Raw genomic sequence first — 21,822 nt, 5'->3', positions numbered from 1 at the left:
GCAGGGGGTCTAGCTCATACGCTGTCACGGAGCGGAGGGTCAGCCCCCACTAACGACATATCGCGGCCGGAGGGTCACGTGGCGGACGTGCATCCCGAGCATGCGCAGCTCCAGGCGGACCGCATCTACCTGGGCTGGCAGTACATCTTGCTGCACCCCGATCCGGGACCGCCGCCCAAGCGCCCCTCGCCTGGCGAAGGGGAGGCCGCCTCCGCGGAGGCCGACCACGAGTTGCTGCGCCGCGAACGCTTCCAGCAGGACCTGCTCAACCGGCCCGTGCGGGTGTTCAGGGTGTTCATGGTCATCCTCACCGTGCTGATACTCGGGCTGGCCGTCGCCGGTTACCTGCAGTGGTCGTTCGCGCTGCTGGGTCTGGTCGCGGCCGGCGGCGTGGCGATCATCTGCAGCTACGCGCTCGTACAGGGTGACCGGGCGGTCCGCTACCGGGTGAGCGAGCAGCAGGCCCGCGACGACCGGCAGCGACGGGAACGTGACAAAGAGCTGTTCCGCGCGCAGGAGGAGCACGCCCAGCGCTACCGCGAGTGGCAGGAGGTCAAGGAACGCCACGACCGCCAGCTCACCTGGTACGCCGTCGCCGTCCCCGACGAGATCGACCGCATCGATGTGGCGGGCGGCACGCTGCCCGGCTGGTCGGCGCTGATCACCCTGCTCGGCGCCACCCGCCTCTACAGCGGCGGTCACCTCACCGTGCTCGACCTGTCCGAGGGGGCGATCGCCAAGGACCTGATCGAGCTGGCCCGCCGGGGCGGCGACGACCCGCTGGTCTGGGTGCTGCCGACGGACCTGCCCCGGCTGGACCTGGGCGCGACGCTGAAGCCCGAGGCGTTCGCCGACGTGCTCGCCCACGTGGTCAGCGTGAGCGAGGAGCACCGCACCACGCGCGACCTCAGCTTCGACAACGCGATCCTGGAGCGGGTGCTGGAGGTGCTCGGCGAGAACGCCACGATCAACCAGGTCACCGCCGCGCTGCGGGCCCTCGCCCAGGTCGGCGACCCGCGCGACGACCTGAGGTTCGGGCTGATCACGGCGACGCAGCTCGAACGGATCGGCACGCTGTTCGGGCGGGGCGTCAGCGACCGCGTGGTGATCGAGCGGGCCTGGGCGCTGGAGTCCCAGCTGCGCAAGCTGGAGACACTCGGCACGGAGGCCGTACGGCTGCCGCCGGCCAGGCTGCGGGTGGTGAGCATGGACCGGCAGGCCGGGGTGTTCGGCAACCGGGTGCTCGGCACCTACGTGGCCACCGCGCTCACGCACATCCTGCGCCAGTCGCCCGCCGCCGACCGGCCCTGGTATCACACGATCATCGTGGCGGGGGCCGACAAGCTCCGTGGCGACGTGCTGGACCGGCTCATGGACGCCTGTGAGACGTCCAGGACCGGCCTGGTGCTGACGTACCGGAGTCTGACCCCGACCGTGCGGGAGCGGCTCGGCAGGGGCCACGCCGCGGTGGCGTTCATGCGGCTCGGCAACGCCGAGGACGCCCGGGTCGCCAGTGAGCACGTCGGCACCGAGCACCGGCTGGAGCTGGCCCAGCTCACCGAGACGATCAGCGACTCGATCCCCCGCCTCGACGGCGGCTACACCTCCACGATCTCCCAGGTCGAGGACGCCACGGAGGAGCGTGACGACAACCGTACGGACCTCGCGGAGGACCTCGTGGAGTCCACGGAGTGGGGCAGGACGGCCGACAAGATCGCCGAGAAGGAGCGGGTGCTGCAGCGCTCGCGCGAGTTCCTCGTCGAGCCGCACCAGCTCCAGCAACTGCCCACGACGTCCGTGATCGTCACCGACGCGACCGCGCAGGGCCGCCGGGTCCGGCTGGCCGACGCGAACCCGGCCATCCTCACATTTCCCAAGACCACGCTCGGCGAGCTGGACGACGTCCGCGAGGCCGTACTCGCGATCGACGGCAAGGGCGGAGACGGCGACGGAGAGCCGCCACCGAACCTCGGCCCGCCGCCGCCACGCCTGGACTGGCGCAAGGACAGGCAATGACATGGCAAATGTCAACGTGGCGCGCTGACGGTAGGCGGATTTTACTAGCAACCGTCTGTGGGGGAATGAAATGCAGCCGAGTGTCTCGCTGAGCGGGCCCTGGTACCGAATCCAGTCGATCGCGGCACCCTCGCGAAGCTCGTCGGCGGAGTGGGACTTCGTCACCGTGCTGCCCGCCGTGCTGTCCGCCGCCCAACGTGACCGGCCGTTCGTCATCGGGTGGCTCTCCCGTGGCTCCGGGGCGCCGCTCGAACTCATCACCAACGCCGGGCCGCTGTCGCCGCCGCGCCAGCCGCGCCGCGCCACCGACGCGCCGGGGGCGCCGGCCGGGCCGCAACCGCTGCTGTTCCCCGGCGGGGCGCGCGGGGTGCAGCTCGACGAGGAATACCTGGCCGACCTCGCCGACCTGGTGTGGACGCCGTGCCCGGGACGGCAGGCGCCGCCGCTGGGCGGCCGGCGCGAGTTCGGCGGGCTCGAACCCGACGAGCTGAAGCGGCCGACGCTGTTCGAGGCGACGCTGGTCACGCTCATGTCGAGGCCGTTCGCGTGGCTGGTGGTGGCCGAGCCGACCGACCTGCTCGACGCCGAGGTCGCGCACCTGCGTACGCAGCTCAACGTGCTCAGGCAGTACGGCGACGCCTCCGAGCGCAGCAGGTTCGACGCCGAGCGGGCCGAACGCCGCATGCAGGAGCTCGACGCCTTCCGCGAGGCGGGGCTCTGGAACGTACGCGTGCTGGCCGGCGGCGCCACGGCCGAAGAACTCCGGCAGATCGCACCGGTCCTGGTCGGCTCCGTCGAGATGAGCCACCACCCCTACCGGCTGCGCAGCGCCCAGGGCGCCGTCTACGGCCTGTCGGAGGCGCTCGCCCTGACCATGCAGGACCCGGCCGACGGCGCCGCCGCGCCCTTCGCCGCGACCGCCGGGGCCCTCGCGGCGCTGGCCGGGCTGCCCAGGCGCGAGGTGCCGGGCGTACGGGTGCTCGACTCCGGGTTCTTCGACGTGACCTCCGAGGCCGAGGAGGGCGAGCTGGACCTGGGGGAGATCCTCGACGGGCAGGACCGGTGCGTCGGCTCCTTCCGGGTGCCGCTGAGCACGCTCAACCGGCACGCCTTCGTCACCGGGGCCACCGGCTCGGGCAAGTCGCAGACCGTCAGGCACCTGCTGGAGCAGCTCAGCGGGGCCGGCATCCCGTGGCTGGCGATCGAGCCGGCCAAGTCCGAGTACGCCGCCATGGCCGGCCGCATCGAGCCCAGCACGGTCACTGTGATCAACCCGTCGGCCCCTGCCGGTGTGCCGTTCAGCATCAACCCGCTGGAACCCGAGCCCGGCTACCCCGTCCAGGCCCACATCGACATGGTCAGGGCGCTGTTCATGGCGGCCTTCGACGCCGAGGAGCCGTTCCCGCAGATCATGTCGCTGGCCCTGCAGCGCGTCTATGAGGCCACCGGCTGGGACGTGGTCACCGGCGGCGCCGTACCGGGCTCCAAGGTGCCGCCCAGCGTGCCGACCCTCGAACTGCTCCAGCAGCACGCCATGGACGTCATCCAGGAGATCGGCTACGGTCGCGAGGTCCAGGCCGACGTGGAGGGCTTCATCTCGCTGCGCCTACGCTCGCTCCGCGTCGGCTCGGCCGGCCGCTTCTTCGAGGGCGGCCACCCGGCCGACATCGGCGGCCTGCTGGAACGCAACGTGGTGCTGGCGATCGAGGACGTGGCCAACGACGAGGACAAGGCGTTCCTGATGGGCACGCTGATCATCCGCATCGTCGAGCACCTGCGGATGCGGGCCCGGCAGGAGAAGTCCACCGGCCTGCGCCACGTCATCGTCATCGAGGAGGCCCACCGGCTGCTGCGCGACCGCGGCACCGGCCGCGCCTCCACCCACGCGGTCGAACTGCTGGCCGGCATGCTCGCCGAGATCCGGGCGTACGGCGAGGGCATCGTGGTGGCCGAGCAGATCCCCACCAAGCTCGTCACCGACGTGGTCAAGAACACCGCGCTGAAGGTCGTCCACCGGCTCCCCGCCGAGGACGACCGGCAACTCGTCGGCGCGGCCATGAACCTCAGCGAGGAACAATCCCGCCACGTCGTCTCCCTGCAACCGGGCTCCGCGGCGGTGTTCGCCGACGGGATGGACCGCCCGCTGCGCGTCCGAGTGCCGCTGGGGGAGTCGCGCGAGAAGCTCCTGGCCGGTCCGCCCCCGCCGATCCGTGGCCGAAGATCGGCGGCCTGCGGCGCCCAGTGCCGCACCGGCCAGGCGTGCACCCTGGTCGAACTCCGCGAGGCCGACGTCCTCGCCGACGCGCCCGACTGGGCCTGGCTGCGCATCTGGTGCGACACGGTCGTCCTGGCCTTCGTGAGCAACCGGCCCCTGCCCGGCGTACCTCGCGCCTTGACTGCAGCCTGGTCCGAACTGCCCGCCAGACGCCGGGAGTGCCTGCTGGCCACCCTGATCGAACGCTCGGTGCAGCGCCGGGCCTGGTCGCTGCGCAGCTGGTTCGACCCGGCCCTGCTCACCGAGAAGGCCGCCGAGACGGCCACCCGCCTGCTCGCCGCCGTGGACAGCGGCGGCGAACGCCCCGGCGCCTCATGGGTCATCCCGCAGGTGCGCTGGCTGCACGAGGTCGACAGACTCTTCCCGTACGGCCAGCCGGCCCCGAACCTGCGCAGCCCGGCACCGCCGATGGAGTACGCCCTGTTCCGCAACGCGCCCAACGGCAGCTCGGCCGAACTCCTGCAATCGGAACTGCTCGGCCACCGCGCCAAGGCCCTGCGCCACCACCCGCTGTCGATGGAGGTCGACCACAACCGGGCGCTGGCTTGGCGGGTCATTCTGGGGGACGACGAGAGCGAGGGCGTCCAGCGCGACATCAGCACAGTCGCGATCGGCGTCGACCCGTCGTCGCGGTTGCGGCATGTGGGGCAGACGATGGGGGCGGGGTGGTTGGAGGGCGTTTTGTCTTGGCCGCGCCGGTTCGTGCTGCCGTTCGACCGGGACGGCGCCCCGGAGCTCTCCTTCGCCGAGCCGGGCTGAGCTTTACAAAGGGCTCGCATCTTCTTTTGGTGCTCGTCTGGCGCTCGTCACAAAGGGCTCGCAGTCGGCGCTTCGCGCATTTGGAAGCTCGATGTTCTTCCTTTGGCGCTTGTCGCGCACTGCAAGGGCTCGCCGATCGGGCGCTTCGCGCCGATGGGCCTTCGGCGTGCTCCCTGGGGCCTTCGGCCCCTCCTATGCGAGGGCAAGCCCTCGCGCTCCCACGCTTCGCCACGGCTAGATCATGGGCGAGGAACCTAGGAAATTAACCATCACATATAGGACAGTCCGATTCGGCGATGATCGTCTTGAAGATCAGGCAGAGGTCGTCACGCACTCGCCCAATGATCATTCGTAGTCGGCCCCAATTAGACTCGGGTGCCAGCGCATTTTATGTACCAGTTCGATGAGGTAGGTCGAGGACTGATCTGCGGCCGACGGCGCCCGCTAATACAGCTGGATACGGGTGATGACGCAGTGCGGCTCAGCTGCGTCTGCAACGACGACGTACTCGGCCACGCCCAAGATCCCGTTCTTGCCGAGTGGAACTCTGCGCTGTTGTGGCCACTGGGCAGAGGCGGTCTGTCCGGAGACGTCGCCTCTCGTCTCGTTGATTTCAACGGACAATGCGACGACTGCCGAGAACAACGTTGGGCTGATCTGAGGGTCGGCCAGGAGCTCCGCAACTCCATCGGAGAAATAGCAGGGCCACCCCTCCCTTTCGGGCTCACTCAAGGGGCAGGCCCTGCTGCTCTCGGCGAGCAAGGATGTCTGCGAGGCTGGCGACAGGCAAGGTGCCCTCCAGCGCGGCCTTGCGAATCTCATCGGCCTCGGGATCGGTGTCGAGCATCGCCTCGCACCACCAACGGCGCAGGACCGCCTCGGCTTGGTCCAGCGGTGCCGTGCCAAGTTCGCGATAGAACTCCATCCGTCGACCGCCTTGGAGAGCTGCGGCGATCCCATCGACGGTACGCGGCACCCTGGGCTCGCCAGGAACGTGCGGGCGGAGGGGCTGAGCACTCATACCGTGAGAATAGCTGCTGGAGGGAGATCGTATTGAGAAGAGACGGGACGACCTCAGGACCAAAAAAGGCGTCTGCTCGTTGGCTGAGGTAGCGCTGCTGGTTGATCGCTCTACGTGGCGCGACGTTGCCACGCTGCGTTGCCGAGGCCAGAGAGGTGGACGAGTGAGGTCTCTGGGTTCTCTTAAAACCTTGCACGCGCGTGGCGTGCGGGTACGAGTCGTGCACCCGCGATGCCGACAAGCCCGTCATCCAGACCAGGGACGCAAGGGCTCGCAGTCAGCGCTTCGCGCATGGGAAGCTCGGCGTTCTTCCTTTGGCGCTTGTCGCGCACTGCAAGGGCTCGCCGATCGGGCGCTTCGCGCCGATGGGCCTTCGGCGTGCTCCCCGGGGCCTTCGGCCCCTCCTATACGAGGGCAAGCCCTCGCGCTCCCACGCTCCGCCACGGTCAGACCATGGGCGCTAACGGGCGACGTGTGCTGCCTGCGAGAGCTCGACGGCTGAGATGATGTCACTTATTGTAATTATCAAATTACTATATGTGACTGACCATAGACGTGGCCAGTCGGCACCGGAGACCCCCATGCGACAGATCCGCACAACCCTCGCCGCCCTCACCGGCACCGTACTCACCCTGGCCATCGCCGGAGTCTCACAAGCGACCGCCGCCCACGCGGCGGAGATCATCATCATCGACGGCTACACCCAGACGGTGAGGGAATCGGCCGGCATCCCCGTCGCCTGCCCGGCCGATCAGGTCCTGCTCGGCCGCGCCCACTTCGGGGACGAGAACGGCGAGACCACCTACTACTGCGGCCTGATCCTCATTGATGGGCAACTCGTCAAGATTGGCGCGCCGTCCTGGAGCGACGCCCAGCGAGAGAGCAACTCGTCCTTCGTGGCGCCGCAGAATGAGGTCCTGGTGGGCCGGCAGCATTCCGGCGATGAGAACGGGCCCACGCGCTACGCCATCGCGAGCATGAGCGCGTGGGGGCGGACCGTCGAACTGACCTCCTACCGCTGGACCCCCGGACAGAGGGAAAGCAGCAGCCATTCCAAGGCAGGCGACTACGAAGTCATGGTCGGCCGCCAGCACTCCGGAGACGAAAACGGCCAGACCCGCTACCAATACGCCAGGATCGCCGGCTAGACCTCGGCGACTGTCGGGCCGCCTCCGGCTCGCCCCTGGCGGCCCGACAGCTCCACCACCTCCAGCGCATGGGGGGCGAGACAGCACCCCGATGGGCCACCCGGCAGACAGGGGCAACCTTTGAGGCGAAGTGGGAGGGCAAGTCATGAGCCCCGGACGCAATTGGAGTGAGGTCAAGGCGGAAGCGCACCGGTTGTACCCCGAACTGGCCGACCCGCAGCGGCAAGCTGCCGTCGATGCGCAGTTGGATGCCTACGTCGCCGATCACCATCTGGACGAGCTGCGCGAGTCTCGCGCTGAATCTCCTCACGCTGATCCCGGCGTGAACTTCCCGATGGTGCTGATCGTCGAACACCCATGATCAGCACCATCGGGATTTGGGGACGCTATGCGTGCACTGCGTATGATCGCAATGTCGGCGGCCGCGCTGGCGGCCGTCGGCGGTTCCGCACAGGCCGCGCCGCCGCAGCAGCCCATAACCACACAGCCCGCCCCCGCTACGGCTTCCTTATCGTCGGCCTCCGCGTTGTCGGCTTTCCCTCGGCCAACCGCCGTCGAACTTCCACCCCGTCCCAAGGTCTGCAAGCGCCCAGGTGAACACCGGGTCTCCCGGCCCGAGGTGCTGAGCATCAGCCGCGTCTCCCTCAAGGGCGGGCGGGCAGTGCTGAGTGCCAGGCCGTCCATCCTGGTCTGCGGCCTCAAGGTTGACAACGACGGCTATTACCTGCCCGCCTCCGGCGCCGCCAGAACCTACCGCCTGGCCTCGCAAGCCACGGTCGTCCTGATCGACATGAGCGACGGCCCCGTACCCGTGCACTACAGTGCCGTCGAATTCGCGGCACTGCTGCGTGCCAAGCCCCGGCTGAGCCTGGAGCGCGGCGGGCTTGACCCCTACTTCCGTAACTTCAGGGTCGCCCGCGCCACCCCCGCCGTCGGCGCGGAGATCACTGCGCTGGCCCAGCTTTACCATCCTTGACCGACCGCTTGGTCCATCTCGGGCTCGGCATTCTGTCGGCCTGTCTCCACGCTTTCAGGCACACCCACCTTGATCATCCGCTGGCTATAGCTGGGGGTCGCATTGGGCAAGTAGGCCGGCCGCGGCTGCAGGGGGAGCGGGAGTGGGCGTCGATTGTGAGCGCGTCAGGGGCGCAGGCTGTCCAGCACGAGGTCGGCGAGGTGGCCGGGTCTGGTGTGGTTGGCGCGGCGGCGTTCTGCGGTGACTGCGGCCAGGACGATGACTCGTGCGTCTTGGCTGTCCACATCGGTCCGCGCCACGCCTGCCTCCTGAGCATGGGCCAGGAGTTCGGCGAAGATCTGTTGGAGTTGGGTGGCCGTCTGCTGGGTGGTGTCAGGGTCGCGTCTGCCCCGTCGAGCGCGTTGGTAAAGCCCTGGCCCGAGGGCAAAGTGGACGAAGCACATCGACCTTCATCCCATAGACAGACAGATGCCCGGCCCCCTCGGAGGAATCGCTATGGGGACCGGGCAGCGCTGTTAGGTGACTTAAGGCTGATCGAACTCGCCCAGTCGCACGCCTCCGGTGAAGGCTCGCCACTCGTCAACCGTGAAGATGATGCTAGGGCCGTCCGTGTTCTTGGAGTGACGAACCGCCACACAACCATCAACGAAGGCAACGGCAACACATTGGCCGTTCGTTCCGCTCAGGCTGCTAGTGCGCCACTGAGCTTGCGAAAGGTCAACATCCTTCTTTTCCACGCCGCACCTCCTCTCATTTCATGTTCGAGAGCACGTCGGCAATAAGATCGCGTGTTGCGTCAGGGCTGATCGATACTGCGCGAAGATGCTCAAATTCCAGGCTATATCGTGCTACATCCTCCTGGCTCTCCAGGAAGAGATCGCTTGTACTCGTCTCGATATAGACGACATCGTGATTATGTTCCTCCGGAAACTGGAGGATCACGAATGAGCCGCGCATGCCCGGATGCGCGCCAACTCCAAACGGAACCACCTGCAACGTGACGTGGGGTTCCAAGCTGACGTCAATCAGGCGTTGTAGCTGCTCACGCATGATGCGAGGGCCCCCCACCTGCCGATGTAGCGTGGCTTCATCGATGATGGCCCAGACGACCAACGGTGGGTCTCGACGCTCTTGGCGGCTCATACGGGTGACAACCCGGTTCTCGACTTCGTCCTTCGGAAGCGTTGGGCCGGTTCCAGCCGTAGCCGCCCTTGCGTATTCCTCGGTCTGAAGTAGGCCAGGCATGAACAGGGACTCGTAGTTGAGTATCCGTTGGGCCTCTTCCTCGAACCCGATGTATGTGGCGTACTGCTCGGGCAGATCCACAGCAGTCTGCAACCAGCCCTGCTCATTCGCCGCCTTGAGGATGGTGAGCAGTTCCGTCCGCCGAGGCTCGGTCACCTGGTACACGTCCATCAACGTTTTCAGTGTGCGAACCTGCGGTCGAACCTGGGCCGTCTCAATCCTGTAGAGGGTCGCTCGGTTCATGGACGTGATCTCCGCGACCCCCTCGCGCGACAGGTTGGAACTCTCGCGGAGCTGGCGGAGCGCCCTCGCGAGCTGTCTCAGGCGGACCGTCGGCGTCTGGTGCCTTTGGGGCATGCGAGCAAGGCTACCGAACTCCGATAGCGAGATGCACGTGCAACGGTTGCAGCTTCCCCTGGTTCATGTGCATCATGGAAATAAGCAGCCTGCCACATGTTCCCTCCTCAGCGGGCAGAGCAGCCGAGTTCATGAACTCGCGCGATCTATACGGGCAAGGCATCGAACAGGGCGAGATCAAGTCAGTCGACGCGGTCGCTCGAAGGGAGGCATCAGCATGCGGTACTTCGATCACGATGAGGAACGGTTCATTCACTTAATGCGACTGATGTGGGATCTGTCCCAGCTCGGGGTGGCGCTGGCTGTGCAGTGGCCTCGAAGGGACGAGCCGTTCATCTCCATTCCTCGGGCGCGGGGGGCTTTGCGGGTGCGGGCTGCGTTGAGAGGTGAGGACTGGGTCTTCACCTGGGGTCATGGTCGGGGTCGGTGGGTGGCTGCGTACGACGAGGACGCGGTTGCACGGGTCTGGGAGGAGACGCAGTGACGGAGCGGTTTCTGAGCGAGATGGTTTTCCCCGGTGAGACGTGGGTGGTGCCGGTGACTCGTCGCATCGTCGCAGCGATCCTTTCGGGTGCGGGTCACCAGGACGTGGAATGCGCGCGGTTGATCGTCAGCGAGTTGACCGCGAACGCCATTCAGCACACTGCCTCGGGTCACAGCGGTGGTCTCGTCGCGGTGGATGTTGTCGGCCTCGGTGCCGACCTGGCTCGGATCGAGGTGACCGATGACGGGGCGGACACGGTTCCGCGTCCACGTCTGTCTGATGGCCTGGCTTCTCGTGGGCGGGGTCTGAGGCTGGTTGAGCATGTCGCGGCCTCATGGGGTGTGCGCCGGTCGGGCGGTCGGCATCTCACGGTCTGGGCGGAGGTGCCTACGAGTCCGGTCGTTCCCGTCTGTGTCGAAGAGCGCGCGATGAGCGAAGTCGTACTCAGAGGTCCCAGGTGATGGCGGTGAGTTGGGTGTTTGGTCAAGAGGTGTTCCCTCCTCGCTGCATGGCGCCTCACGTGTCGGCTGTCACGTCGCATTACGAGCGGCTGTCATGGAACCCGCCACGCGGCGGCGAGCCGGATGGCCGGGTCCTGCGTTGGACCTGCGACTGCGATGAGGTCGTTTATGAATTGATCGCGCTCGGCGGGCTGCGGTTCATTCGCAGGACCGATCGTCGGGGCGGGCGGACGGTCGCCCACGAGAGCGACCGTTGGTCCATCCATGTAGCGGACAGTATGTGGAGCGCTCTGCTTCTCTGTCATGTCCGATGAAGCGAAAATTATATGCAACAAAGCGCGCAAAAGGGCGAGTCGGGAGGCTTATGGGGAGTTGGTAATCGCTGGAAGTCGTGACTTCAATCCCATCGGTCCTGTCCGGTCTGCTGGAAACCGTAGGAGGTACTGTGCCGAAACTCGATGTGCTCGATTTCGCGTGGTGGGAGATCACGGGAAAGTGTCAGCTCGCCTGTGATCACTGCTATGCCTCGTCCGGGCCCGACGGAACTCACGGCAGTTTGAGCGTGGCCGACTGGCGGCGCGTCATCACCCAGACCCGCGAGGCGGGCGCGAGGATGGGGCAGTTCATCGGGGGTGAGCCAACCCTGCATCCGGCGTTGCCCCAGCTCGTACAGCACGCGCTCAGCGCTGGCATGGAGGTCGAGATCTATACGAATCTCGTCCATGTCACACCGGAGCTGTGGGAGACCTTCCGACTGCCGGGGGTCCATCTGGCTACCTCCTACTACTCGGACCGGTCCGACGAACACGAGGCGATCACCAAGCGACCCTCGCTCAGAGCCACGACCAAGAACATCGTCCGCGCGCAGGAGCTGGGCATCCCGCTTCGTGTCGGAGTGATCGGGGTTCTCGACGGGCAACGCACCGGCCAGGCCATCGCCTCACTGGAACGGCTGGGCGTTGCCGAGATCGGTTACGACAACCTTCGGGAAGTCGGGCGCGGCGTACGGGAGAACGGACCGGGCGTCGATCAGCTCTGCGGCAACTGCGGAGACCGGCGGGTCGCCATCTCACCCACGGGCGAGGTGTGGCCGTGCGTGTTCTCCCGCTGGCTGCCTGTCGGTAACGTCCGACAGACATCCCTGCCGGGTATCGTCACCGGCGAGAAGTTCGCCCAGATCGCGAGCGAACTGCGAGAGGAGTTCGGGACGCGTGCCCGGCCATGCCGGCCAGACCCGTGCAGCCCAGACTGTAGCCCCTCGTGCCAGCCACAGAATAACTGCCGCCCAGCGGACAACTGCTTGCCGAACTACAACTGCGGGCCGTGCCCGCCACGCGATAAGAACTGCAAGCCTGTAATGAACTGCGACCCCAACAAGTGCCGCCCGGACAAGAAGTAGGTACGGACCGACATGACCAGCCGACACCGCGATCCTGAGTCCGGGCAGCGTGCCTTTCTGCGCCGCGTTCTCGCCGAGGGCTCGAACCGCCTCGGCGTTACTCTGACCGGGGAGCCGGTGTTCGGCTGGCATGATCGAACGATCGGGTCGGCCTCCCTGTCGGAAGACGATCGGTTTTGGCTTCGGGCGACCGCCGAACACCAGGATTGGGCGCACGGCCCAGCCTGGACAGGCAATCGAGACGCCGCATCGATCAGTGATGTCCCCAAACCCACGTTGATTGCCCGTACCGAGTGGGACGAGGGGCCGGTGTGCATCTACGTCGAATTGATGACCTACGTGCCTGATCCGCCTTGCTCCCCCTCTCCAGAACTGATCGTGTCTCCAGTTCTGCCTGCGTCCTGGTGGACGGACCTGCGTGCTGCTGTCGATGCGCTTGCCATGCATCCCACCCCGCGAGGCGATCATGACCCGTGGGCGCTGGCCCGACGCGTTGAAGCCTTCTACGGCCGACCGCTCGATTTGCCCGAGACCCCGATTCTGCGCACTGAGCACACCGACTTGCATTGGGCCAACCTCACCCGACCTCGCCTGTGGCTGCTGGATTGGGAGCACTGGGGAAGCGCCCCCGCTGGATATGGTGCCGCCGTTCTCTATCTGCACAGCTTCGTGGTCCCCGCCATAGCCGCGCGGGTCCACGATGTGTTCGCCGACGTCCTCGACGCCCCGACCGGCCGTCTGGCGCAGCTGTCTGCTGCGGCGCATATTCTCGATCGTGCCGCCCGGAGTGGTGACTACCCAACCCTTGTCAGTCCGGTACGCGCGTACGCTGCCCGGCTGATCCAGCCCGCAGGAAGGCACTAGCCGTGTTGCTCACTCAGCTGACTGCTCGCAGCCTTCCACCAGGTTGGGCCGCGACGCTGCCGCCTGTTCGCCACCTGGCGGAACGAGGTCTCGAGCTTGCCGCCCCTGTGGCTTTCATCGTCGGGGAGAACGGCTCCGGAAAGTCCACCATCATGGAAGCGGTCGCCGATGTTTGCGGCCTCAACTCGGAGGGCGGCAAAGCCGGTACTAAGTACTCCAGCACCGGACCCGCTACCCCTTTGGGGGAGGTCCTTGACGCCGACCTCACCTCAACAGGGCTGCGGCTGCTTCACGGTCCTCGCCTCAAGCGGCGGGCGTTCTTCTTCCGCGCCGAAACGCTCTTCAACCTGGGGCAGAACGTGTCTGGCCGATATGGGTTCTGGGAGGACGACCTGACGGAGCAATCCCATGGGGAAGGCTTTTTCACCGTTCTTGAGCGGATGGTGTCGGGGCCGGGGCTCTACCTCATGGACGAACCCGAAGCCGCCTTGTCGTTCCAGTCATGCGTGCGTCTGGTCGGCCTGATGAACCGTGTTGCCGGCGAAGGCGGGCAGATCATCTGCGCCACCCACTCACCGATTCTCACCAGCCTTCCGGGGGCGCAGGTCATCGAACTCGGTGAGCACGGCATCCGCACGACCGACTGGGAAAAGCTCCAGTTGGTGGACCACTGGCGACGATTCCTCGCCAAACCCGATTTCTATCTGAGGTACGCCTTGGATCAGGACTGAGACGTTGAGCGGACGACCTGCGGCCCTGCTCGCCTTCATGAGGTCGGGAGCGTCAGGGCTGGCGGCATGACCGTAGGTCACCCGTAGGGCGAACGTAGTGAGTGCGACCGACGCTGACGTATCTCGTCCGCCCTCACGCTCGTCTCCACGGCCGAAGTATCTCCGCGGCTCGCCGAGCACATGTAGCAGCAAGATCGTTTACCGATCGGGCGCGCAGCAGCCTCTATCGCACTTCGTAAGTGTTCTCTGGCGGCTCCCATACGAACGGTTAACATCTAAGTGTTCGTATGAGCGAGAGGTAGTAACGCTTGTGGCCGAGTACATCAACCTGTCGTGGCAGGGCACCCCTAACGGCGCCACGCGAGCGGAACGTCAGAGCTGCGGCTACAGAGCCTATGTTCCCGATCCTCTGCTGGGCCGTCCATTGATCCTCAAGGGACAGCGCGCAGCGGACGTGAACGACGTCGAACGCCGACTCATGGAGTTGAACACCTCCGAACGTCCTCTGGTCAGCCTTGAAGCCCTGGCCAGGCTTCTCCTGCGGGCCGAGGCCGTAGCGAGTTCCTTCATCGAAGGCCTGCAGATCAACGTGCGACGTCTGGCCAAGGCCGATGTGGCGGAACGTACGGGCATAGAGATGCGCGACGACACGGCACACGCCGTCCTCGGAAATGTCCGGGCAATGGAATCAGCCCTCGGACTCGCGGACGCGCCAGCCATACACCTCGACGACGTGCTGGAACTGCACCGGCGACTTCTCAACGGGACCCGGGACGCACGCTTCGGTGGGCTGATCAGAACCGAGCAGAACTGGGTCGGCGGAACCGGAATGTCGCCCTGCACTGCCGACTTCGTCCCGCCACCGCCGGACCGAGTGCACTCGCTCCTCGAAGACCTGTGCGCGTACATATCGGGGGACGAACACCCCGCTCTTGTCCAAGCGGCTATCGCGCACGCGCAGTTTGAGACGATCCATCCGTTTGTTGATGGAAACGGCCGTACTGGACGGGCGCTCATCCACTTGATCCTTCGGCGTAGAGGGCTGGCGCCCCGTTTCGTACCTCCGATCAGCCTCATCCTGGCCTCACACGCTGACGCTTATATCTCCGCGCTCACGTCATATCGGTATGAAGGAGCCGCCGACTCCCCGGAGGCCCAGGAGTCCATGGGCGTGTGCATAGATCGATTCACCGTGGACACCGCCCGTGCCATCGTCGATACGGATCGCTTCGGTGCGGACCTCGACGCTCTGGAAACGGATTGGCGACGGAAACTGGGGAGCGTCCGATCGGGATCTTCCGTCGATCTCTTGCTGCGAGTGCTTCCCTCCGCTCCTGTGCTCACGGTGGCCACTGCCGCCGACCTGATCGGAAGATCCAGTCAGCGAGCCAATGACGCTGTCAATCAGATGGCAGCAGTCGGCATACTCCGACAGACCACCATCGGCAGACGCAACCGGGCATTCGAGGCGCCCGACCTCATCAACGCCCTCACCGGATTCGAGCGAGCACTCGCCAACCCTCTGGGTGACACGCGGCAGGCGCCGCCCGCGCGTCCAGCCCCTACCGGACTCAGGGGTGAGGGTTAGCTCGGTCACGCCTCCCGGCCCTTGGGAGGCCGTCGCGCTGTCCATGCGAACGGTTAACAACTAAGTGTTCGTATGGGCGAGAGCTGGTAACGCTTATGCCCGAGTACATCACCCTGTCGTGGCAGGGCATTCCGGTCAGCCGACCGCAGACGCAGCCTCTTGCTCGTGATCACGAGTGCCCACCGTGTTGAGGAGAGGTTGAAGCGGAAGCGCGCCGGTTGTACCCCGAACTGGCCGACCCGCAGCGGCAAGCTGCCGCCAATGCGCAGTTGGATGCCTACGTCGCCGTCGTTGGTGCTGTCCAGCTGCCGAGGATGCTCATTGCTTCGGCTGTTGGTGATCCTGGTTCTACGGTGTAGACGAGCATGACGAGGCCCGGGTCGGTGGATAGTTCGAAGGATTCGTAGCCGAATTCGAGGTCACCGACGATGGAGTGGGTCAGGAGTTTGGCGCCGGAGCGGTAGCGAAAGACGTCGTGAGCTGCCCACAGTCCGCGGAACTCTTCGCTTTGGGTGGAGAGGGTTCCGACGATGTTGATGAGTTCTTTGTCGTGTGGGTCGCGGGCGGTGGCTGCGTGGAGCAGCGCGACGACGTTGTGTTTGGCGGTTTCGAAGTCGCGGTGGAAGTCTGCTGCTCTCGGGTCGAGGAAGAGATAGAGGGCGTAGTTGTACTGGTCACGGGAGCCGTCTTCGGGCAGGGAGTAGAGGGCTCGTCCGACGCGGTTGGCCGCGAGCCGGTCGAGTCGGGCGTTCTGCACGAAGGCCGGTGTGTCGATCGCGTCCAGAACACGCTGGATGCCGGCTCGAATCGCCGTACGGCGGGACGCCTGGGGGCGAGCGGGTCGTCGCTGGGTGAGCTTGACGAGGTTGAGCAGGTGGTCTCGTTCGTCCTCGTCGAGTTGCAGTGCACGCGCGATGGCTTCGATCACTTCGCGGGAGGCGCCGGCCATCTTGCCGCGTTCGAGCCGGGCGTAGTAGTCGGTGCTCACGCCGGCGAGTTGTGCGACTTCTTCTCGCCGGAGCCCAGGCACGCGGCGTTTGCCACTGTAGAGCGGCACGCCGGCTTGCTCGGGGGTCAGGTTGGCCCGGCGCGAGGTGAGGAAACCGGTGATTTCCGAGCGCGGTTCCATGTTTCTACCCTAGGGCGGTTCGTGGTGGGCGGTCACAGGTTGGTTTGTGCTTCGAGGAAGTCGGGATAACGGCCGCCCTCGATCTCGATCGCGGCCGACGTTCGGGTCAGTTCTTCCAGCTCGTCGCCAGTGAGGGTGACGTCCGCGGCCGCGATGTTCTCCTCCAGGCGGTGCAGCTTGGTCGTGCCTGGGATCGGCACGAGCCAGGGCTTGCGGGCGAGCAGCCAGGCCAGCGCCAGTTGAGCCGGTGTGACGCCCTTGTCTGCGGCAACTGTCCTGACCAGTTCGGCCATCGCGACGTTCCGCTTCAGTGCCTCCGAGCTGAAGCGGGGTATCTGGGCGCGCAGATCGTTGCCTTCCTCGAAGCGGGTGGACGGGTCAATGGCGCCTGTCAGGAAGCCTTTGCCGAGCGGGCTGTAGGGAACGAAGCCGATGCCGAGCCCGTCGCACACGTCGAGGACCTCCTCTTCCGGGCGCCGCCACCACAGCGAGTACTCGCTCTGAACCGCGGTCACCGGCTGGACGGCGTGCGCGCGCCGGATGGTGCCGGCAGCGGCCTCGGACAAGCCGTAGTGCCTGACCTTGCCGGCGTCGATGAGCTCCCTGACCGCTCCGGCGTACTCCTCTATGGCGACGCCGGGGTTGATGCGGTGCTGGTAGTACAGGTCGATCGTGTCGACGCCGAGCCTGCGCAGCGACCCGTCCACCGCCTGGGGCAACTGGTCGGGCGTCAGCATCCGGCCCCGCGCTTGCCGCCTGTCGGCATCGATGTCCTGGGCGAATTTGGTCGCGATGACGACCTGCCCGCGGTACGGGGCGAGTGCCTCGCCGACGACCTCCTCGTTCACATGCGGCCCATAGACCTCGGCAGTGTCGAAGAAGGTGACGCCCCGATCGACGGCACTGCGCAGCAGCGAGATCATCTGGTCGCGGTCGGGACGGCCGCCGTAGCCGCCGGTCATGCTCATGCAGCCGAGCCCGACCGCCGAGACCTCGAGACCGCCGGTACCGAGGGTTCGCGTCTTCATAGTGTCTTCCTTCTGCGTGGTTGTGTGAGCGCGCCGCCGTCATCGGTTATGGGCGGTGGGTGTACTCATCGGTGACGTATTCGAGCCATCGGATCGCGGTCGATGGCTCGCAGCCGCTTTCGAGCATGGCGAGATACTCCATGAAGTCGTCGGTTGTCGCGCCCGTGCCAGTGTTCCTCGCCGGGTGGCGTGTAGACGGGCTGCCCGGCGTACACCCACGGTCGCTGCATTTCGAGGCTAGGAGCATCGGCGGGGCTGAAACAGGACCTGTCAGACCACGTCTCCGCCGGTCCCTCGGCGAACATTCGTGGTCACCGCAATAGCGACCGCTACGTGTTCGAGTAGGGGCTACTCATGACGATCCGGCGATCGGAATCACACGCTTGATTCCATGAATCGTCTCTCTGTTGTCAGCGGGCTGTTGATCGCGATCCTCTCCTTCAGCTTCCTCACCGGGTGCGAGTTCCCAGGTGATCAGGCCAGCGCCGATCAGCCGGCCCAGGCGCAACCCAAGAACCCGCCACCGGCCAAGAAGGGTTTCTGCCCCAAGGCCGGGCCGATCACCCGCTCGCTGCTGCCCTCGCCGGAGGGCGTTGAGCGGATCGCCACGAACCCCTGCCTCGGCTTGAACGGCTTCCTCGGTCTCGTGCTCGATGCCATCCCGAAACAGGAGATGGCCAGCAAGGTGCAATTGCGCAATTTCCGCACGGGGCTGAGGACCTTCGCCGAGCAGGTCGTCCTGGTGGCAGATGCTGTGGACTGCGCGTACGAGAACGACCACCTGGCGGTCTCGGTCTACCAAGATCCCGAGTACGACTGGTCGCTGGGCGTCGTGGCCGTGGTGCGAGGCGACGTGCAGGCATTGGCGGAGGATGCGATCTGCCTGCTGGCCAAGCAGGTGCCCTTCATTCCGGACTTCGGCGTGCGGGCGGAGGGCCCGCCGACACCCAAGTTCTGCGCCGACAGCGTGCTCCGGGAGACCCAGGGCTATCAGTTCAGGGTCGTCTGGCTGGCCAGCTCCGACAGGATGTGCCGCAGCCTCTCGGGCAGCCTCAAGGATGCCTAGTCAGTGCCGTACAGCCAGTCGGGCAGAATGACCACCGGCCGCCGCAGTGGCGCGGGCCGCGCCCGCTTTCCTCAGTGGCAGGCAGCACGCAGCGTCACTCTGGGTGGCTTAGGTCACGGACGGTGGCGATCTCCTCCGCGCTGAACACGCCGGTGGCGGGATCGAGCGCGGCTTGACCGTAGCGACGAATTGCCGTGATTTCACGGACCATCTGGAGGTATGTCTCCCGGTAAGTCCGTCCCTCGGCCTGGCCGCGAGCGGATGGGGATGCCATGGTGTGGTTTGAGGTCGCTGCTCGGCGGAAACGGGCGGCCATTGATTGCAGCCAGGCGTCCTCGGTCAGGTTGGGTGGAGGGGCGCCTTTTAGCATCTTGGCGGTGCCGCGGTAGATCATGGCACGCCCGGCGAATTCATCGTCGATCAGTGAGCCCGGGTTGGGAGATGCGGGCTGCTGCGGCGATGTGTCCCAGAGCTGCTTGGCACGAGCGCGCAGGATGCAGGCGTATTCGTTGGCCGGCGGGGATGGGTCCGCGACCAGAACGGCGTCACGGTCGCCTTGCCGATAGGCGCGGCGCGCCATGGGCGCCAGGATGCGGTCGATGGTGGAGCGGGACATTCCGGTGATCTCGTGTACTTCGGAGGGGTCGACCCCGGAGGCCAAAGCGCCCCGCACCAAGGGGTCGCGACGGTCGTCGAGGTCGCGCTGAGCTTCGACATAGGCATGAAGAAGGATCTTGGCTTGGTGTGGATCACCGAAGGCGAGAGCCGGTTCAACATCATCCATGTATCGAATGGTACGCCGCAAATGTATCGTGCGATACATGTTGGCCGTACAAATGAGCGTGACGTTGGCCTGGCCTGGTAGGGGTGTGATGGTGATCGGCTAGGTTGTTCGGCACGGGCCCGGGTCTGGGTAAGCCGGTAGGACTTCCTGAGCGACTAAGGTGCGGCGAAGCGCGGCCGTCATGCCGGACCGCCCTCCCGGGCCGAGACGGAGAAGATCTTCTTTTCCGCGCCACCGCGCCACCGCACCACCGCGCCGACGGCACGATCGTGTCCACCAGCGCTACTACCAGGACGGATATGCCTCACTGCGTGATTGCTCCGGTCGCTGAAACGAGCTACAGCCAGCTCAGTACACCGTCACTGTCAGTCGAGAATGCCCAGCGACTTCCCGACGAGGAACGTGTCCTCGTACAAGTGCATGCGTCCGATCAGGCCGTCCGTCACGGTGAAGTGGAAGGCGACGGGCATGTGGAACTGGCGGCCGTTCGTCGCGACCGTCTGCCCCAAACGGGCCAGGACGACGGCGTCGGAGCCGTCGACGAGGATCTTGTCGATCGACATCTCGGCCCTGCTCGGGACGAACGCGGAGCCCATGAGCCTGAAGTACTCAGGGATCTGCTCGCGTCGTGACCGGGGCCCCGTCCACGGGACCTCCGCGCTGCCCGGCACGTACCAGTCGATCTCGTCGGCGAACGCGTCAGCGATGCCGTCGAAGTCCCCGGTGCCCAAGAGCGCAAAGAAGCGCTCCACTGTCTCCCGCGTGCCGGCCTGGTTGGTGGGCTCCAGCATCGTTACCTCCGTAGTAACTAAGTTTGTTACGTCAAGTCGCAAAAAAGGGTCTTCGGCGCTTGCTCTCCCATGGCTGGATCAGCCTCAGTCGGCGCCGGACAGCACTCCCTGCAATACCTCGGCGAGCGTGGTGCGGGCGAGTTCGGCTCGCAGGGTCGCCTCGATGTGGTCGTAGATTTCCTGCATGGCCGGTTGGATGCCCACGCCCACCGGACACTCCTGATTCGGCGTCGACCGGTGCATCGCGAACAGAACGCCAGGCTCCACCGCCCGATAGACGTCGAGCAGTGTGATCGACTCCAGCTCACGGGCCAGCGTCCAACCGGCTCCCGCGCCACGTCGAGATTCCACGATGCCCGCCTTCTGCAACTCTCCCAGCAGACGGCGAATGACCACGGGATTGGTGTTGACACTTCCCGCGATCTGCTCCGACGTGGAGAGCTCGTTCCCCTGGCGTCGGTGCACTTCCATCCAGGTCAGTGCATGGGCCGCGATGGTGAGTCTGCTGTTGGCGCCCACAACGTCACCTCCTCAGAGTCGTAATATTGAAACTCGCTGGATGAAAACTGCTCTTCATGATCGGATGGCGGCCAGGCAAGTCGATGCGGAGGAAACGCATCGCCGCCCTCTGATGTCAGACCTGGTTGAGGCCGCCGTCGACGTGCAGTTCGCTACCGGTGGTGAAGGTGCTCTGGTCGGAGGCCAGGAACAGTGCGGCCGCGGCGCACTCCTCGGGGCGGCCCATCCGGCCCAGCGGCACGGTGCTGGCGAGGTGGGCCTTGAGCTGCTGGGCCTCCTCTTCGTCGGCGGCCAGACCGGTGATGCCGGGGGTCTCGATCGGGCCGGGTACGAGGGCGTTGACCCTGATGCCGCGGTCACTGAGCTCGTTCGCCCAGGTGCGCGCCAAGGAGCGGACGGCGGCCTTGGATGCCGCGTAGACGCCGAACGCCTCGGCGCCCTTGGTGCCCTCGGTGGAGCCGGTCAGGATCACCGAGGCTCCGTCGGCCAGCAGCGGCAGGGCCTTTTGTACGGTGAACAGCAGGCCGCGCACGTTGATACCGAAGGTGGTGTCGAAGTGCTGCTCGGTAACCTGCTCCAGACGAGCGAACTCCCCGCCACCGGCATTGGCGAACAGCACGTCCACCGGGCGGCCGCGCTCGGCGACCGCTGCGTAGAGCCGATCGAGGTCTGCCAGATCGGACACGTCGGCACGCACGCCCGTGGCGTTGGGGCCGATCTCGGCGACCGCGGCGTCCAGGACGTCCTGGCGGCGGCCGGTGATGAATACGTGGGCTCCCTCCACGGCGAAGCGCCGGGCGGCGGCCAGACCGATTCCGGTGGTGGCGCCGGTGACGACGGCTGTCTTGCCCTCAAGCTGACCCATGACTGCACTCCTGCTGTCGATGTGAAGAAGACTGGTTTTTGCTGCTCGGCCGCCACCGTGGCACGGTGACCCCTGTTGTAACAGTACTTGTTACAACAGAGGCGTCAAATGCTCCAGCACTTCTACGCCCACCTGGAGGGGCCGCCACGCATTCTTTTCATCGCCAAAGCACTTCGTGACGTCCTCACAGGTCGGCGGGGTCCGGCTGGGCACGATTGCGCTCTCAGCCCCAGCCGGAGGGCCGGATCAGCACGGTCGCGATCGGTGTCGACCCGGCGTCACGGTTGCGGCACGTGGGGCAGACGAGGGGGGCAGG

General features: G+C 66.1%; 21 protein-coding genes. 11 read left to right on the top strand and 10 right to left on the bottom strand.

What is annotated here, in order from left to right; genetic code table 11:
* Positions 1 to 78 precede the first annotated feature (78 nt).
* Both ACQP2T_RS56670 and ACQP2T_RS56665 read left to right on the top strand, forming a co-directional pair.
* Positions 79 to 2,016 (top strand): hypothetical protein, encoded by a 1,938-nt coding sequence (locus ACQP2T_RS56670; RefSeq protein ID WP_433512992.1) that lies wholly within the window; start codon positions 79 to 81, stop codon positions 2,014 to 2,016.
* Between the two features lie 70 nt (positions 2,017 to 2,086).
* On the top strand, positions 2,087 to 5,050 hold the full coding sequence (locus ACQP2T_RS56665) for an ATP-binding protein (RefSeq protein ID WP_433512991.1): 2,964 nt from the start codon (positions 2,087 to 2,089) through the stop codon (positions 5,048 to 5,050).
* A 724-nt stretch (positions 5,051 to 5,774) separates the two neighbouring features.
* Here the strand turns inward: ACQP2T_RS56665 and ACQP2T_RS56660 are convergent.
* Positions 5,775 to 5,975 carry a hypothetical protein gene (locus ACQP2T_RS56660; RefSeq protein ID WP_433512990.1) on the bottom strand — a complete coding sequence of 67 codons (201 nt, stop codon included), beginning with the start codon at positions 5,973 to 5,975 and terminating at the stop codon, positions 5,775 to 5,777.
* A 677-nt stretch (positions 5,976 to 6,652) separates the two neighbouring features.
* On the opposite strand from ACQP2T_RS56660, the gene ACQP2T_RS56655 reads away from it, so the two are divergent.
* From ACQP2T_RS56655 to ACQP2T_RS56645, 3 genes are all read left to right on the top strand, one after another.
* Positions 6,653 to 7,219 carry a hypothetical protein gene (locus ACQP2T_RS56655; RefSeq protein WP_433512989.1) on the top strand — a complete coding sequence of 189 codons (567 nt, stop codon included), beginning with the start codon at positions 6,653 to 6,655 and terminating at the stop codon, positions 7,217 to 7,219.
* 145 nt (positions 7,220 to 7,364) lie between these two features.
* On the top strand, positions 7,365 to 7,580 hold the full coding sequence (locus ACQP2T_RS56650; protein WP_433512988.1) for a hypothetical protein: 216 nt from the start codon (positions 7,365 to 7,367) through the stop codon (positions 7,578 to 7,580).
* A gap of 258 nt (positions 7,581 to 7,838) precedes the next feature.
* Positions 7,839 to 8,195, top strand: coding sequence for a hypothetical protein (locus ACQP2T_RS56645; protein ID WP_433512987.1), 357 nt, complete (start codon positions 7,839 to 7,841; stop codon positions 8,193 to 8,195).
* A gap of 164 nt (positions 8,196 to 8,359) precedes the next feature.
* On the opposite strand, the gene ACQP2T_RS56640 is transcribed toward ACQP2T_RS56645, so the two are convergent.
* The 3 genes from ACQP2T_RS56640 to ACQP2T_RS56630 all read right to left on the bottom strand — a co-directional run bounded on the left by ACQP2T_RS56640 (position 8,360) and on the right by ACQP2T_RS56630 (position 9,797).
* Positions 8,360 to 8,638 carry a hypothetical protein gene (locus tag ACQP2T_RS56640; RefSeq protein ID WP_433512986.1) on the bottom strand — a complete coding sequence of 93 codons (279 nt, stop codon included), beginning with the start codon at positions 8,636 to 8,638 and terminating at the stop codon, positions 8,360 to 8,362.
* Between the two features lie 81 nt (positions 8,639 to 8,719).
* On the bottom strand, positions 8,720 to 8,932 hold the full coding sequence (locus ACQP2T_RS56635) for a DUF397 domain-containing protein (protein ID WP_433512985.1): 213 nt from the start codon (positions 8,930 to 8,932) through the stop codon (positions 8,720 to 8,722).
* Positions 8,933 to 8,945: 13 nt separating this feature from the next.
* Positions 8,946 to 9,797: a helix-turn-helix domain-containing protein gene (locus ACQP2T_RS56630; RefSeq protein ID WP_433512984.1), complete on the bottom strand. Its 852-nt coding sequence runs from the start codon at positions 9,795 to 9,797 to the stop codon at positions 8,946 to 8,948.
* Positions 9,798 to 10,277: 480 nt separating this feature from the next.
* Here ACQP2T_RS56630 and ACQP2T_RS56625 point away from each other — a divergent pair, with 480 nt between their 5' ends.
* From ACQP2T_RS56625 to ACQP2T_RS56605, 5 genes are all read left to right on the top strand, one after another.
* Positions 10,278 to 10,742, top strand: a complete 465-nt coding sequence (locus ACQP2T_RS56625; protein ID WP_433512983.1) for an ATP-binding protein — start codon at positions 10,278 to 10,280, stop codon at positions 10,740 to 10,742.
* A 445-nt stretch (positions 10,743 to 11,187) separates the two neighbouring features.
* Positions 11,188 to 12,141, top strand: a complete 954-nt coding sequence (locus tag ACQP2T_RS56620; RefSeq protein WP_433512982.1) for a radical SAM protein — start codon at positions 11,188 to 11,190, stop codon at positions 12,139 to 12,141.
* A 12-nt stretch (positions 12,142 to 12,153) separates the two neighbouring features.
* Entirely contained in the window at positions 12,154 to 13,005 is an 852-nt protein-coding gene (locus ACQP2T_RS56615) for an aminoglycoside phosphotransferase (RefSeq protein ID WP_433512981.1), read from the top strand.
* A gap of 107 nt (positions 13,006 to 13,112) precedes the next feature.
* Entirely contained in the window at positions 13,113 to 13,736 is a 624-nt protein-coding gene (locus ACQP2T_RS56610) for an AAA family ATPase (RefSeq protein WP_433512980.1), read from the top strand.
* A gap of 310 nt (positions 13,737 to 14,046) precedes the next feature.
* Positions 14,047 to 15,324 (top strand): Fic family protein, encoded by a 1,278-nt coding sequence (locus tag ACQP2T_RS56605; protein WP_433512979.1) that lies wholly within the window; start codon positions 14,047 to 14,049, stop codon positions 15,322 to 15,324.
* Between the two features lie 277 nt (positions 15,325 to 15,601).
* On the opposite strand, the gene ACQP2T_RS56600 is transcribed toward ACQP2T_RS56605, so the two are convergent.
* Entirely contained in the window at positions 15,602 to 16,453 is an 852-nt protein-coding gene (locus ACQP2T_RS56600) for a helix-turn-helix transcriptional regulator (RefSeq protein ID WP_433512978.1), read from the bottom strand.
* 32 nt (positions 16,454 to 16,485) lie between these two features.
* On the bottom strand, positions 16,486 to 17,481 hold the full coding sequence (locus ACQP2T_RS56595) for an aldo/keto reductase (protein ID WP_433512977.1): 996 nt from the start codon (positions 17,479 to 17,481) through the stop codon (positions 16,486 to 16,488).
* Between the two features lie 391 nt (positions 17,482 to 17,872).
* Here ACQP2T_RS56595 and ACQP2T_RS56590 point away from each other — a divergent pair, with 391 nt between their 5' ends.
* Positions 17,873 to 18,547 (top strand): hypothetical protein, encoded by a 675-nt coding sequence (locus ACQP2T_RS56590; RefSeq protein ID WP_433512976.1) that lies wholly within the window; start codon positions 17,873 to 17,875, stop codon positions 18,545 to 18,547.
* Between the two features lie 94 nt (positions 18,548 to 18,641).
* On the opposite strand, the gene ACQP2T_RS56585 is transcribed toward ACQP2T_RS56590, so the two are convergent.
* The 4 genes from ACQP2T_RS56585 to ACQP2T_RS56570 form a co-directional block, all read right to left on the bottom strand.
* Positions 18,642 to 19,331: a hypothetical protein gene (locus ACQP2T_RS56585; RefSeq protein WP_433512975.1), complete on the bottom strand. Its 690-nt coding sequence runs from the start codon at positions 19,329 to 19,331 to the stop codon at positions 18,642 to 18,644.
* A gap of 365 nt (positions 19,332 to 19,696) precedes the next feature.
* A complete protein-coding gene (locus ACQP2T_RS56580; protein WP_433512974.1) occupies positions 19,697 to 20,122 on the bottom strand; it encodes a nuclear transport factor 2 family protein in 426 nt (141 codons plus the stop codon).
* Between the two features lie 84 nt (positions 20,123 to 20,206).
* Positions 20,207 to 20,641: an Rrf2 family transcriptional regulator gene (locus ACQP2T_RS56575; RefSeq protein WP_433512973.1), complete on the bottom strand. Its 435-nt coding sequence runs from the start codon at positions 20,639 to 20,641 to the stop codon at positions 20,207 to 20,209.
* 115 nt (positions 20,642 to 20,756) lie between these two features.
* A complete protein-coding gene (locus ACQP2T_RS56570) occupies positions 20,757 to 21,506 on the bottom strand; it encodes a glucose 1-dehydrogenase (RefSeq protein ID WP_433512972.1) in 750 nt (249 codons plus the stop codon).
* Positions 21,507 to 21,822 lie beyond the last annotated feature (316 nt).

Source organism: Nonomuraea sp. CA-143628 (genome assembly GCF_050942315.1).
GTDB lineage: Bacteria > Actinomycetota > Actinomycetes > Streptosporangiales > Streptosporangiaceae > Nonomuraea.
The sequence above is the reverse complement of the archived record's forward strand: the minus strand, read 5'-3'. Positions and strand labels throughout refer to the sequence as shown.

Coding starts and splice junctions, on each gene's coding strand:
- ACQP2T_RS56650 (WP_433512988.1), top strand. CDS start 7,365: ATGAGCCCCGGACGCAATTGGAGTGAGGTCAAGGCGGAAGCGCACCGG.
- ACQP2T_RS56665 (WP_433512991.1), top strand. CDS start 2,087: ATGCAGCCGAGTGTCTCGCTGAGCGGGCCCTGGTACCGAATCCAGTCG.
- ACQP2T_RS56630 (WP_433512984.1), bottom strand. CDS start 9,797: ATGCCCCAAAGGCACCAGACGCCGACGGTCCGCCTGAGACAGCTCGCG.
- ACQP2T_RS56580 (WP_433512974.1), bottom strand. CDS start 20,122: ATGCTGGAGCCCACCAACCAGGCCGGCACGCGGGAGACAGTGGAGCGC.
- ACQP2T_RS56660 (WP_433512990.1), bottom strand. CDS start 5,975: ATGGAGTTCTATCGCGAACTTGGCACGGCACCGCTGGACCAAGCCGAG.
- ACQP2T_RS56585 (WP_433512975.1), bottom strand. CDS start 19,331: ATGGATGATGTTGAACCGGCTCTCGCCTTCGGTGATCCACACCAAGCC.
- ACQP2T_RS56595 (WP_433512977.1), bottom strand. CDS start 17,481: ATGAAGACGCGAACCCTCGGTACCGGCGGTCTCGAGGTCTCGGCGGTC.
- ACQP2T_RS56590 (WP_433512976.1), top strand. CDS start 17,873: ATGAATCGTCTCTCTGTTGTCAGCGGGCTGTTGATCGCGATCCTCTCC.
- ACQP2T_RS56615 (WP_433512981.1), top strand. CDS start 12,154: ATGACCAGCCGACACCGCGATCCTGAGTCCGGGCAGCGTGCCTTTCTG.
- ACQP2T_RS56570 (WP_433512972.1), bottom strand. CDS start 21,506: ATGGGTCAGCTTGAGGGCAAGACAGCCGTCGTCACCGGCGCCACCACC.
- ACQP2T_RS56600 (WP_433512978.1), bottom strand. CDS start 16,453: ATGGAACCGCGCTCGGAAATCACCGGTTTCCTCACCTCGCGCCGGGCC.
- ACQP2T_RS56640 (WP_433512986.1), bottom strand. CDS start 8,638: ATGTGCTTCGTCCACTTTGCCCTCGGGCCAGGGCTTTACCAACGCGCT.
- ACQP2T_RS56655 (WP_433512989.1), top strand. CDS start 6,653: ATGCGACAGATCCGCACAACCCTCGCCGCCCTCACCGGCACCGTACTC.